12 protein-coding genes and 3 pseudogenes are annotated in these 13,751 nt (G+C 32.6%); 9 read left to right on the top strand and 6 right to left on the bottom strand.

All coding sequences use genetic code 11. From position 1 onward, the window contains the following. Positions 1 to 461 precede the first annotated feature (461 nt). From KA926_RS13565 to KA926_RS14130, 7 genes and pseudogenes are all read left to right on the top strand, one after another. Positions 462 to 2,312 carry a heavy metal translocating P-type ATPase gene (locus KA926_RS13565; RefSeq protein ID WP_025904410.1) on the top strand — a complete coding sequence of 617 codons (1,851 nt, stop codon included), beginning with the start codon at positions 462 to 464 and terminating at the stop codon, positions 2,310 to 2,312. A gap of 63 nt (positions 2,313 to 2,375) precedes the next feature. Then, a complete protein-coding gene (locus tag KA926_RS13560) occupies positions 2,376 to 2,612 on the top strand; it encodes a heavy-metal-associated domain-containing protein (protein ID WP_011867729.1) in 237 nt (78 codons plus the stop codon). A 1-nt stretch (position 2,613) separates the two neighbouring features. Next, a complete protein-coding gene (locus KA926_RS13555; RefSeq protein WP_210144617.1) occupies positions 2,614 to 3,165 on the top strand; it encodes a Dps family protein in 552 nt (183 codons plus the stop codon). A gap of 16 nt (positions 3,166 to 3,181) precedes the next feature. Continuing rightward, complete coding sequence (locus tag KA926_RS13550) at positions 3,182 to 3,874, top strand: Crp/Fnr family transcriptional regulator (RefSeq protein ID WP_011867731.1); 693 nt, start codon at positions 3,182 to 3,184, stop codon at positions 3,872 to 3,874. A 98-nt stretch (positions 3,875 to 3,972) separates the two neighbouring features. Beyond that, positions 3,973 to 4,728 (top strand): annotated as a pseudogene (locus tag KA926_RS14035) (ISL3 family transposase). Positions 4,729 to 5,240: 512 nt separating this feature from the next. Next, the gene (locus KA926_RS13535; protein WP_011867734.1) at positions 5,241 to 5,462 is read left to right on the top strand and encodes a helix-turn-helix domain-containing protein; all 222 of its coding nucleotides are present in this window, start codon (positions 5,241 to 5,243) and stop codon (positions 5,460 to 5,462) included. A gap of 259 nt (positions 5,463 to 5,721) precedes the next feature. Then, positions 5,722 to 5,793 (top strand): type I toxin-antitoxin system Fst family toxin, encoded by a 72-nt coding sequence (locus tag KA926_RS14130; RefSeq protein ID WP_107384739.1) that lies wholly within the window; start codon positions 5,722 to 5,724, stop codon positions 5,791 to 5,793. Positions 5,794 to 5,975: 182 nt separating this feature from the next. Here the strand turns inward: KA926_RS14130 and KA926_RS13525 are convergent. Further along, positions 5,976 to 6,396, bottom strand: a pseudogene (locus KA926_RS13525) (ATP-binding cassette domain-containing protein); the annotation flags it as partial. A 245-nt stretch (positions 6,397 to 6,641) separates the two neighbouring features. Between KA926_RS13525 and KA926_RS13520 the strand changes: the two are divergent. Next, positions 6,642 to 6,773 carry a beta-class phenol-soluble modulin gene (locus tag KA926_RS13520; RefSeq protein ID WP_002506432.1) on the top strand — a complete coding sequence of 44 codons (132 nt, stop codon included), beginning with the start codon at positions 6,642 to 6,644 and terminating at the stop codon, positions 6,771 to 6,773. Positions 6,774 to 6,924: 151 nt separating this feature from the next. Here the strand turns inward: KA926_RS13520 and KA926_RS13515 are convergent, their stop codons facing one another. From KA926_RS13515 to KA926_RS13495, 5 genes are all read right to left on the bottom strand, one after another. Continuing rightward, positions 6,925 to 8,334: a sugar porter family MFS transporter gene (locus tag KA926_RS13515; RefSeq protein WP_204170853.1), complete on the bottom strand. Its 1,410-nt coding sequence runs from the start codon at positions 8,332 to 8,334 to the stop codon at positions 6,925 to 6,927. Between the two features lie 72 nt (positions 8,335 to 8,406). Then, positions 8,407 to 9,828: an L-arabinose isomerase gene (araA, locus tag KA926_RS13510; RefSeq protein WP_192945220.1), complete on the bottom strand. Its 1,422-nt coding sequence runs from the start codon at positions 9,826 to 9,828 to the stop codon at positions 8,407 to 8,409. 12 nt (positions 9,829 to 9,840) lie between these two features. After that, entirely contained in the window at positions 9,841 to 10,536 is a 696-nt protein-coding gene (locus KA926_RS13505; protein WP_002506429.1) for an L-ribulose-5-phosphate 4-epimerase, read from the bottom strand. A 1-nt stretch (position 10,537) separates the two neighbouring features. Then, a complete protein-coding gene (locus KA926_RS13500) occupies positions 10,538 to 12,136 on the bottom strand; it encodes a xylulokinase (RefSeq protein ID WP_210143298.1) in 1,599 nt (532 codons plus the stop codon). A 143-nt stretch (positions 12,137 to 12,279) separates the two neighbouring features. Continuing rightward, the gene (locus KA926_RS13495; protein WP_210144612.1) at positions 12,280 to 13,359 is read right to left on the bottom strand and encodes a GntR family transcriptional regulator; all 1,080 of its coding nucleotides are present in this window, start codon (positions 13,357 to 13,359) and stop codon (positions 12,280 to 12,282) included. 183 nt (positions 13,360 to 13,542) lie between these two features. Between KA926_RS13495 and KA926_RS13490 the strand changes: the two are divergent. Then, positions 13,543 to 13,751, top strand: a pseudogene (locus tag KA926_RS13490) (IS6 family transposase); the annotation flags it as partial.

Raw genomic sequence — 13,751 nt, 5'->3', positions numbered from 1 at the left:
TTTTAGTTAATTTAATAGTATACCTTTTAAAAGTTACTTTGCAACAGAACCACTTTTATAATAACTTATGTTTGCGTAATAATTCTTCAATGAATGTGCCATGTATTTTTTCCATCCCTTTTTTTAGAACTGAACGTTTAAGAAAGTACAAGTTAAAAACAATAATAAAAATAAAACGGCTAGCATTGCGACTGCTAGCCGTTTAGAGAATAAGCTTAAGATGAATGAGCATTTGAGCTATAAAAAGGAATTAAATGCTAACAAAAATTATATGAAAGAGTAAATAGTCAATAATAAAAATAATTAGGTCATGAGTATATGTCCTAGTTATTTATATATATCTATCTGTTTAAGCCTAAATGTTATTCGCTATATTTATTAGATAAGATTGATATAGGTCAAGTTTATATTTCTTAAAAACGAATACACTATGGTTAAACTAAAGTGTAGGAGAGGTTTATATGCAACAGACTATTTTGAAACATAAAAATCATATTACTGTTATTAGTGGTTTACTTATTATTATAGGTTTTATTGCACATTTTATCTTTAGCAATATGGTTATCTTTAATAGTGCTTTTATAATTGCTTCTATATTGGGTGTTATACCAATCGCAATACAGGCTTATCAGGCTATGAAAGTAAAAGTAGTGAGTATTGATGTTTTAGTAACTATAGCGGTTATTGGTGCTTTCTTTATTCAAAATTACGAAGAGTCAGCTATTGTTACTTTCTTATTTTTATTTGGATCATATTTAGAACAGCGTACACTTAAGCAAACACGGTCTGCTATTAAAGAGTTGACGGAAATGGCTCCAGAGACTGCTTTTAAGCAATTGTACGACGGACAATTTGAAGAAGTAGATATTGATGAAGTAGAGGAAGGAGATATTCTCATAGTAAAAACTGGGGCTAAGATTCCAGTAGATGGTAGGGTAACTACTGGAAAAGGACATGTAAATGAGGCTAATATCACCGGTGAATCTTTACCTCTAAAGAAAGAGAAAGGTGATGAAGTATTTGCCGGTACCATTATGGATAATGGGACTATTCAAATAGTTGCTGATAGAATTGGGGAAGATTCTACATTTGGTCGAATTATTGAGTTAGTAGAAGAAGCACAAGATTCTAAATCGGAAGCTGAACGATTTATTGACCAGTTCTCTCGTTGGTATACACCTGTAGTACTTATCATTGGGCTATTAGTTTGGGTATTAACTAAAGATACAGCACTTGCAGTTACTGTATTAGTACTTGGTTGCCCAGGGGCCTTGGTCATTGGTGTACCTGTTTCAAATGTCGCGGGTATAGGAAATGGTGCAAAGAATGGTATTTTGTTTAAAGGTTCTGAAGTGATTAGTCATTTTGCGAATGTAGATACAGTCCTATTTGATAAAACAGGTACCTTAACTGAAGGAAAGCCTGAAGTTAGCGAATTCGTTTACTATGGAAATAATCAAGAGGAGGATTTATCTTTATTATACTCGATTGAAAGGGAATCTGACCATCCCTTAGCTGTCGCTATTACAAATAAATTAGCGCAATATAAACTAAGACCTGTAGAGAGTACACAGGTTATAAAAGGTGGGGGTATAATTGCTCACGTTGACGGACACATTGTTGCAGTAGGGAATAAAACCTTAATGGAACAAGAAAGTATTCCACTATCTAATGATGTTCTTAAAGAATTAGATAAATTAGAAAGAGCCGGTAGTTCAATTGTATTAACGGCAGTTGATCGTCAGTTAATCATTTTAATGGAAATCCGTGACCAAGTTCGACCAAGCGTTAAACAAGACCTACAAAAATTAAAATCACTTGGTGTTAAAAATCTCATTGTATTATCAGGGGATAATCAAGGTACAGTTAATTTAGTTAAAAAGGAGCTAGGATTAACCGAGGCCCATGGCGATATGCTACCAGAGGACAAGCAAGCATTTTTAAAAGAAAGACAGTCTACTGGTGAAATTGTTGCTTTTATTGGTGATGGTGTGAATGATAGCCCTTCTCTAGCTATTGCAGAAGTAGGGATAGCTATGGGAAATGGGACAGATGTGGCTATTGAAAGTTCAGATATTGTTCTAATGAATTCCAATTTTAATCGTCTCCCCCATGCTTTAGGTTTAGCTAAAGGGACATACGCGAATATGCAACAAAATATTCTCATTGCTGTTGGTGTGGTGATAATATTATTGGGTAGTTTAATATTTAGTGAATGGATGTCTATGTCAATTGGTATGTTAGTTCATGAGGCAAGTATTTTGGTCGTTATTTTAAATGCAATGAGATTAAGAAGTTATCAATTAAGATAATTGATCCGTGTCAATTATTTTTAAAAAAATACCTTATATAATTTATTTAAAGTAGTGATAGATATGACTAAAGCAACATTAAAATTAGAAACATTAACTTGTCCATCATGTTTACAAAAAATTGAAAGTGGTTTAAAACAGACTGCTGGTGTAGAAAAAGATTCTGTAAAAGTGCTGTTCAATGCAAGTAAGGTAAAAGTGGATTTTGATGAAGAACAAGTCAATTTGAATACAATTGAAAAAGCTATTGAAAACTTAGGATATTCCGTTATTAGTTCAAAAGTAAAGGAAGGTGTATAAAATGACAACAGTAAATGAAAGACAAGAAAAATTAGCTGCTGAACAAGCCTATAAAGAACACATTCATCATACTAAGATTAATGCAGCAGCTGTTACAGATCATGTACTGGATAATATTCATACCTTGCATGTAAAATTACACCAATATCATTGGTATGTAAAAGGCACAAATTTTTATTCATTGCATGAGGTATTTGAAAAACTATATAATGAAAATGAAACATGGTTTGATAAAATTGCAGAACGTTTACTAGCTTCAGGATTTAAGCCAGCATCAACAACTACCGAATTCCAAAAATTTACAACGATTTCTGAAGATTTGTCTGAAAAATATTATTCTGCTGAAGAAATGGTCTTACAGTTAGTAGAGGATTTTAGATCTAACCGTGAATTTACCATTCGTGCAATGCGTTTAGCCCAAGAAGAAGCAGATGATGCGTTAGAGGATTTACTAATTAGTTATAAAGATTATTTAGATGTAAATATTTGGCAACTTCAAGCCTTTGTTAACAAGGATGCGCTAGAAGACGATGACTATATAGATAATGATTAATTAGGAGGAAAGTTGTATGGCACACCATCATCACCATAGTCATGTAGATTGTATACGTTTAGTTCCGATTTTTAACCACCTAAATGAAGAACAAATGAGTTTAATTGCACAATCAGCGCATGAAGTACATTATGAAAAGAATGCGTTGTTATTTGGAAGTGGTGATAAAGATGACACACTATATATCGTAAATAATGGGCGTGTACGTATTTATAACTTAAATGAATCCGGTCGTGAACAAACTGTACGCATACTAAATCCTGGTGATTTTATGGGAGAAGTGGCTATTTTTCAAACTGAAAGTTACCATTCTAATTATGCTGAAGCAATATCAGAAGTAAGTATATGTAGAATTCATAAAAAGGATATGAATGACTATTTAGATGCTTACCCAGAAATTATGAGAAGAATCCTATCAGACGTTACGAAACGTTTACAGGTATCAGAAAAGCAAACGATGCAGGTTGGTATGGAGCAAGTAGAGTCTCGTATTATTGATTTTCTATCAGAATACGTTGAGAATGAAGAAAATCATACTTATGTGACCTTACCAATGTCAAAGAAGGATCTAGCTTCTTATTTGGGTACAACTCCTGAAACAATAAGTCGAAAGTTTTCAGCATTGGAAGAAAAAGGTTTAATTAAACAACATACGCATAAATATATTGAGATATTTGATTTAGATGAATTATTATTTTCATCAAGTTAAAGTGCCGAAAAAACCGTAAGAGGATAATACTCTCACGGTTTTTTGGGTATACAAAAAGGCCATGAAATCCTAAAATAAAGTAAATTACCACAATATACTTGAAAGCAGGAAGCATTATAGAGGATCGAAAACAGCAGTCGTTAATTCGGTATTTCCATCGCTATTCTAAAGAAGCACGAGCTGCAGTAAAGACGATTTCAATGAACTTATATTCTCCATATATAAGTGTTGTTAAGGCTTTTTTCCCTAATGCAAAAATTGTTATTGATCGTTTTCATATCGTACAATTACTAAATAATACAATTAACTCAATGTGGATTGCAGTCATGAATGAAATCAAAAAAAGTCGCCCTACAGATTATCGAAAACTAAAAAATCAATAGAGATTGATATTAAAAAATGCTGATTATCTCGATTTTTCAAACTATTATTATCATCGCCTATACCATGAAAAGATGACTGAGCAACGTATGGTAGATTATTTATTAAGTCTTTCTCCGAAATTACAACAAGCTTACCAAGTGATGAATGACCTTAAATTTGCGACAGAAACTAGAGACTACAGTTACTTATTAGCCACTTTACAAGATTTAAAGAAAGTCAGATTAAATAAAAAGGTAAGAAAAACGATTAATACACTGGAAAGATTCTTACCATATGTCGAAAATGCTTTAATTTATCGTGTTTCTAACGGTCCTACCGAAGGTATGAATAACAAGATTAAGTTAATCAAACGTACAGGATATGGCTACGCAAGCTTTAGAAATTTCAGAGCCAGAATTCTATTACAATTTAAACTGATCTTTAAACCATCTAATCCACTACCTGCGACTTTCCAACCAATTGCAGCTTAAATATTAGACGATGACACTTGTTAGCTTTCATTATTAATTATCCAACTCTTGATCCGACTTTCTCGCCTAAGGGCGAGAAAAGGGTCATGCTTATCTTGAAAATAAACATGGCCTTTCAGTTATTAAAAATTTCATTTAAATCTTAACTGTGATTATTTACTTTTGGTCCCCAACACTATTTGACACAGAACCTTTCTAGTTAATTATCATTTACGGTTTTAATTTCAACAATATCAGATAAAATTTGTATTCTATCTTCTTGCGTTAATACATTCATTATCTATCCCACCTTTAATAAAATTCCCCTATAACGGCCTTATAAAAATATTATTATATTAAAAAATAAAATAATATTTTATTACTATTTTATATACTTATAAACCTTTAAATTTTACAATGTAAAATTTAAGTTTGGTCAGCTTGCTGGTGAATATTCCCAATTCCTTTAGGATTTTTTCTAAAGAAAAAATAGAGACTTAATAAAATTTGGATCAATTATAAGAGAACATAGAATGAATTTATCTTTAAAAAAAGATACAAGGAGTTATTTCTTAGATGATCGAGTAAGACAAGGATTAATAGAATATGAAGATCTATCTGTAAAGACTTTAACTAATATTGAAAATGGATATAATTTACCTAGTTTATCAACTTTGAAAATATTATCAACTGCTCTAGAAATTGACTTCTTTCAACTATTAGCAGAGGTGTATGACTATATTCCAAGGCAATGAAATGTGATTATACTCAATTATATTTCATTGCCTTTCTATTTTTTTGATTTCATTTGTTTTTGAATGAAGGGATCATAAAGATAAAAGCTATTAATGGACTCTACTTTATCGTATAGAAAATAAATATATTAACTTCGAGAAGTTTATCTATTTAAGGTACACCCTAATCAAACAAAATAAGTCGTTGAAATTATTGTGTCTAGTACTTTACTTGTTATATGAAAATAATTTAATAGTTCCTAACATATTAGGAGTCGATATGCTTACAATCTTCGTTCACATCATTGCACCAATCATTAGTGGTTGTGCAGTTTCGTATTTTGCTTACTGATTTAGTAGAAAACTCAATAAATAGAAGGAAGTGTTAAGACTCATCAAGAACCCCCTCACTACTATTTTTATTAGTGAGGGGGTTGGATCCTATATACATGTAAGTTTCGTTAAATTTATTATAACGTCATATAGTATAGAAATGAAAAGTAGAATAGTTAAGAATTTGTTTTTTTCTTAACCTTTCATACCACCTGAAAAATGAGAAACTACCTTTCCTAATTCATGTTCTAAATTTACTATTTTTGTATTTCCAGCAATTGCTTCTTCTAATTTCTTACCTTTTAACCCCATCAAATTCCCAAAAAAGCACTAAATTTTCTCTTGCTGTTAATGATTCATACAAAGCGTCACTTTGGCCCATATAGCCTATTTCATTCAATACTTTGCGATTAGGTATTTGTTTATTGAATATTTGAGCCTGTCCTTCATCTAAACTTTCCATACCCATTAAACATTTTATTGTCGTAGTTTTACCTGAACCACTAGGACCAATCAATCCTAATATTTCTCCCTCAGTTAATTCTATATTAATGCCATCTAAGACTTTCTTTTGATCATAATATTTTATTGCGTTCGTTAACTTTGCTACAAGATCAGCCATAGAGTTCCCTCTCCCGTGTAAATTATTGTTTATAAAACGAGTATATACCTCTCATTTGTAAAATCAATTTAGCACTAAAAAATATCCAATTCTTACAATTCCAATTAAATAAGTAATATTACACTTAGGCATAAAAATCCGCTAGTTAGGCATTTTCAAGCAAATTGACAGGGAAATATTTTATATTGTGGTTGATAAATTAAAACTTTGTTTTAATTTTAAATACTTGGAAAGGGGTGTTTTATATGTCAGCAATCATAGAAGCACTAAATAATGCCATCCAAGCAGGTATCGCTCATGATTGGGTAACTATGGGTACAAGCATTGCGAGTGCATTAGCTAGCGGTGTAGACTTTGTTTTAGGTTTCTTAAAATAAAGTCATTTTCCTCACAAAAAGGACCTTCTCTAAAATCACGTGTGATATTTTTAGAGAGGATCTTAAATTTAACTTCTAAACATTTGTAGTTTTTGAAAATAAAAAAGACTAGGACATAAATATATGTCCCAGTTTCAAAGTAATATCTTAATTATACTTTTTCAGTTTGTGCTTGTGCTTTTTCATTGTTTGACGCATGTGAAGCACCGGTTGCTTCGATTTCTTCTAGTGTACGTCCTCTAGATTCTGGAACGAATTTTTTCACAAACAGTACGCCGAGTATACAAATGATGCCGAATATCGCAAATACGATTTGTTGTGGGAAATACACTGTCATAATTGGGAATAGTAATCCAACTAAGAAAGAACCAATCCAATTTAATGAAGATGCTGCACCTGAAGCAAATCCTCTAATTGCTAATGGGAATATTTCTCCAACGATAACCCATGTTAACGGCGCCCATGTAAATGAATAGAACGCTACATAAATACTTAAAAATATAACAATGAGTATTGGATTCGCATTTGGTAATATCAAATTAATGACTGCTGGTAATATGAATGATAATCCCATCACAGTACCACCTAACATAAGTAATGTTCTTCTGTTAAATTTATCCGCTATCCAAATGAAGAGTAATGATCCTAATACTAAAATCACACCTTGAATAATTGGCCACATTAAAGCTGTACTTGCTGAGTTACCTGTAGCTTGTTCAACAATTAATGGAATATAGTAGAATATTGCATTTGCCCCTTGGAATTGTTGGAACGCAGCTACACCCAATCCAGCGATAACTAAATATTTATATTTGCCACTAAATAATGTTGCTAATGATTGGTTTACTTTATTCTTACTTTCTATTTGAATAGTCTTGTTTATTTCTTCAAATTCTTTATCTACGTTTTGGTTATTTCTAAGGTTGCTTAAGACTATTTTAGCTTCTTTAAATTTATTATTTTTAATTAAAAATCTTGGAGACTCTGGTAATTTTAATACGCCCCAGAATAGAATGACTGCTGGAACTGCTGCTGCACCTAACATTAATCTCCAACCCATTTCAACTGGCAAACCTCTTAAGAAATAGTCTACGATGTATGATAACAACATCCCAGATACAATCATTGTTTGATTCATACCAGACAATTGACCACGGTACTTGGCTGGAGCCATTTCTGACATGTAAGCTGGTACTAATGCTGATGCAGCACCAACTGCTAATCCAAGAATTACCCTTGATATAATTAAGAAATAACTACCATCATGTGGTGCGATGCCTGACAAAACAGAACCAATTACGAAAATGATTGCAGAAATTAAAATCATTTTCCTTCTACCAAGCGTATCAGATAATTTACCTGCTAAAATACCACCAAATATTGCGCCTAGCATTACTGACGAAGTAATTAACCCAATTATAAATCCACTATTAATATTCCAGTCTTCTCTTAAAAATGGTAACGCTCCGGTCATAACACCTATGTCATAACCAAAAAGTATCCCACCAAAAGCACCGAAGAAATAGATAAAGCGATTCGAAACTTTACTGTTTATTTTCATCCCATTCACCCTTTTTTAAAACAAAATATACCTTACATTACGTTATTTGATTAACGACAAATCTACTGTAATTTAATTTATTAATGTATATTCTGAATCAAACATGTTTAATAATATTTCTATTTGCGATGTATTCAATTTAAGTGACAGTACTGTGTGATGACCACCGCCTTCTTCAATCCAACGTTTCACGCCTTGTTCTAATGATGGTTTAACATCCCATAACACTCTAGCTACTGGTAAGTTAGGTGCAGGTTCATCTAATTGTTTAGCAGTAATTTCATTCACAATAAACTTGAAGTGTGTGCCAAGATCCATCATTGTGACCACTACGCCGTCGCCAGCTTTTCCATCGAATACTAATCTTGCTGGATCTTCTTTATCGCCTATACCTAAGGGATTTACAACGATTTTAGGTTTCGTGTCTGCTAATGTTGGATCAACTTCCAACATATGTGCGCCTAGTATATGTGATTGGTGACTTCTTAAGTCGTACGTATAATCTTCCATGAACCCTGTTGCTTCATTTTCTGCAGCAATTTTAAGTAAGCGGTCTAAAGCAGCAGTCTTCCAATCACCTTCACCTGCAAATCCGTAACCTTGTTCGTTAAGTCTTTGTACTGCTAAACCTGGTAATTGTTTCATGCCATGTAAATCTTCAAAGTTAGAAGTGAAAGCAGTATATCCACCCTCATCTAAAAAGCGTTTAATCGCAATTTCATATTTTATTTGTTCTTTAACAGAAGCATTAAATGCGTCTTTACTGTACGCTCTGTAATCAAAGTCATATAAATCTTCATATGATTTAAATAATTGATCTACTTCTGAATCTGTTACTTGATTCACATATTCTACTAAATCACCTATACCAAAATAATCCACAGTCCAACCGTATTGGATTTGTGCTTCGATTTTATCCCCTTCAGTAACAGCTACATTACGCATGTTGTCACCAAATCTTGCAACTTTTAAGTTGAAGCTTTCATTATAAGCATTAGCTACAACCATCCATTCTCTTAATTGCTTTTGTACATTTTCATCTTTCCAATGTCCAAAAATAATTTCATTTTTCTTATTAAGACGGCGGTTAATATAACCGTATTCTCTATCTCCATGTGCTGATTGATGTAAATTCATATAATCCATATCAATGTTTTCCCATGAAATATCATTGTTGTATTGAGTTGCTAAATGTAATAATGGTTTTTGTAATAATTTAGTACCTCTAATCCACATTTTCGCTGGTGAAAATGTATGCATCCATGTAATCACACCTAAAATATCATCACGATAATTCGCTTCTTTCATAATATCTGTAATAACATCTGCAGAAATTGCTAATTTCGTTTGTAATTCAATTTCAAACGGTAATTGTGCCTGCGCGTTTAACTCGTCCGTAATATTTTGTGCATTTTGTTTAACTTGTGCGAGTGCATCATCACCATAGAGTTCTTGTGATCCAATCACAAACCAGAATTTTTTTGTTGTAGTCATTTTGTTTCCTCCTTAGTTTTGTCCGTAATAGGCATTTGCGCCGTGTTTTCTTTCAAAGTGTTTATCAAGTACTGCTTTAGGTAATGTTTCTGCGAATGGATTTAATTGTCTTGTGAAGATATTCATCTTACATACTTCTTCTAACACTACTGCGTTCATCACAGCTTTTTCACAATTATCTCCCCAAATAAATGGTGCGTGACCATGCAATAATACTGCAGGTACTTCATGTGGGTTGATACCTTTTTCTTTAAATGTTTCAACAATGACATTGCCTGTTTCATACTCATAATCTTTATTGATTTCTTCAGTCGTTAAAAATCTAGCACACGGAATTTCGCCGTAGAATGTATCTGCATGTGTTGTTCCCATAGCTGGCACGTTCAATCCTGATTGCGCCCACGTTGTTGCCCATGGTGAATGCGTATGTACGACACTGCCAATATCACCAAATTCTTTATAAAGAACAGCATGCGTTGGCATATCTGAAGAAGGTTTTAAATCTCCTTCAACCACTTCACAATCTAAATTACAAACCACCATATCTTCTGGTTTCATGACATCGTAATCTACGCCACTCGGCTTGATAACAAATAATTGCGATTCTGCATCAAAGGCACTCACATTACCCCATGTGTATTTAATCAATCCTCGGTTTGGCAATTCTAAATTTGCCTTAAAAACTTCAGCTTTTAACGTTTCTAACATGTTATTTGCCTCCTAAATATTTAGCTATCGATTGTTCTATAGGTAAACCTTTTTTAACTTTTTCTACATAGTTATTAAAGTTAATCACTTCTTGTTCTACTGGTTCCGTAGTTACTTCTTCCGTGTTTAAAAATACAACTTCATTTAAAAATGTAGCTAAAGATTGTTGAGATTCTTGTGCGGTATAGTAAGCTAAAACACTGACACCCCATGCGCCACCTTCACTTGCCGTATCCATTACGGTAATCTTATTTTCAAGTGCTGATGATAATACTTGCTGCGCGACACCTTTGGTTTTAAAAATACCGCCATGTGCTATCAATTTATCTATGTTAATCGATTCATTATTTTTCAATAAATCCAATCCAATTTTCAAAGTACTGAATGCACTATATAAATGCATTTTCATAAAATTAGCTAAATTGAAATTATAGTTTGGTTCACGTACAAATAATGGATAACCTGTCTCTACGTCTGTAATGTTTTCTCCTGAAACATAGTTGTATGAAAGTAAGCCACCAATGTTGTCATCACTTTCCAATGAACGCTCGAATATCTGTCCGTACAACTTATCCGATGAAAAATCAACACCCATGACGCTTAATACTTCGCCAAATATGTTCATCCAATCATTAATATCAGAAGTACAGTTATTGGTGTGAATCATTGCTACTTCACTACCATCGGGCGTTGTTACTACATCAATTTCTGGGTACATGTCTTTTAATGCATCAGATAATACAACCATTGCAAATGCACTAGTACCGGCTGATATATTACCTGTATTCTGCGCTACTGTGTTCGTTGCTACCATACCAGTACCAGCATCGCCTTCAGGCGGACACATAATGCTACCAGCTTCGAGATTACCTGAAGGATCTAATAATGTTGCACCATCACTTGTAAGACGACCGCCACTTTCACCTGCCAATTTAATTTCAGGTAATATAGCTGATACTGACTTTTCAAATCCTTTTCCTTTAAATAAGTCATTAGCTGTATTTAATAAATCTGATCTATAAGCTTTTTTGTTAACATCTATTGGGAACATGCCTGAAGCCTCGCCAATACCGACAACTTTTTCTCCAGTTAAGTACCAGTGCACATACCCAGCTAACGTTGTTAAATATTCAATTTGATTCACATGGACTTCTTTATCTAATATGGCTTGATATACATGCGCAATACTCCAACGTTCTGGAATATTAAATTGAAATGCTTCGCTAAGTAACGTAGCTGCCTTTGCTGTATTACCATTTCTCCAAGTTCTAAATGGTACAAGTAAATCTTCATTATGATCAAACGCTAGATAACCATGCATCATACCGCTGATACCAATCGACTTCACTTGTTTTAATGTTAAATTATGTTTTTCTTTCATTTCTGTTGTCATTGCACTATAACTTTTCTGTAACCCGACCCAGATATCATTAATAGAATATGTCCAATATCCATCTACGAATTGGTTTTCCCATTCAAAATGTCCAGATGCAACTGTATTTAAATGCTGATCAATTGCTACGGTTTTAATTCTTGTAGAACCAAGTTCAATACCAATCGATATATCTTCACTACTTAATGCTTTCTTCAAACCATCCATTTCAAACACTCCTATTGAAACCGTTTTCAAATATACCTTATAATATTTGTCCATACATGTCAATGTTTATTATTTTATGTCCGTACATGTTTTGAATTATAAAAAAGCTCAAACCAATAGCGTGATTGATTTGAACCTGTCTTTTATATTTTTTTTACAGAATTTCGTTCGATAATATATGTATCTATAAGTTGTGACGTTTGTTTTTTATCTGTATTTATCGCGGTAATCATCCATTCTGCTGCTTTTCTACCAAGTAATTCTTGAGGATGTGACGTTGTAGTCAAATCCATCTCACTCAATTTACTTAGCACTGAATTATCTTCGCCAACCACAGATAAATCGCTTGGTATCTGCACATTTCGCTGTTTTAATTTTTGGATGATCTCGTAAGCAATTTCATCGTTATAACAAACTAAGCCAGTGATATTAATCTTTTTCTCACAAATATGCTGAACAATTTGTTCGATGACTTGTGGCTTACTTTCGGTATCAAATGTATAAATATGTTCGCCTTTAAAAAGAATATGATTACTTTCAAAAGCATTAAAATAACCTTTCATTCTTAATTTACCTTGGTTATCGTCTATTTTAGTAATTAAAGCAATATTTTCATGTCCTTGATCTACTAAATATTTTGTTGCTAAATAGCCAGATTTCACATCATCAATTGCTATATAAGGCAAGTTCAACTCATCATACTTAGCATTAATCATTAAAATCGGAATATCTCGCTGTTTGAATAATGAATAATAGGACAAATTCGGGTTATAGACATTACTCTTAGTAGGTTCTATAATAAGTCCCGTCACACCTTGATTCAGCATCATCTCTAAACATTTACGTTCTTCCTCATGATTGTTATTCGTACTTGCTAATATTAAAGAATAGCCATTCTTTTTTAATACATTCTCAATACCTCGAATAATACTCGGGAAAATATAATCCGATAAGTAAGTCACGATTACGCCTATTTTTTTAGTTTCATTGTTCTGATTTGTATTTAAATAATTGTAACTCACATATGATCCAGAACCTTTTTTCTTTTTAATGTATCCTTCTTTGACTAATAAATCCATTGCTTGTCTGATTGTATAGCGACTTAAATTATACCTATCCTGAAATTGCTTTTCTGTAGGTAAGAGCATTCCAACTTGATAGCTTTTGTTAATTATTTTTTCTTTAATTTCGTCCGCTACAATTTGATATTTCGGCTTATTCATAATTGAAAATCTCCTAGTCTCACCAATTTGTCTTAATACCGCATATTATAGCATACGTCATATTTATTCAATGAATCAAATTTTAAGAAAAATTGAATTTATACGTTGAATTCATCATATAATATAAGGTTCTGTTGCAAAGTTGAATTTATAGTATAATTTTAACAAAAAGGAGTCTTCTGTATGAACTATTTCAGATATAAACAATTTAACAAGGATGTTATCACTGTAGCCGTTGGCTACTATCTAAGATATGCATTGAGTTATCGTGATATATCTGAAATATTAAGGGAAAGTGGTGTAAACGTTCATCATTAAAAGGTCTACCGTTGGGTTCAAGAATATGCCACAATTTTATATCAAATTTGTAAGAAAAAGCATAAAAAAGCTTA

It is taken from the genome of Staphylococcus sp. GDY8P94P, assembly GCF_017892255.1.
Classification (GTDB): domain Bacteria; phylum Bacillota; class Bacilli; order Staphylococcales; family Staphylococcaceae; genus Staphylococcus; species Staphylococcus cohnii.
This window is presented reverse-complemented; position numbering and strand designations above follow the sequence as displayed.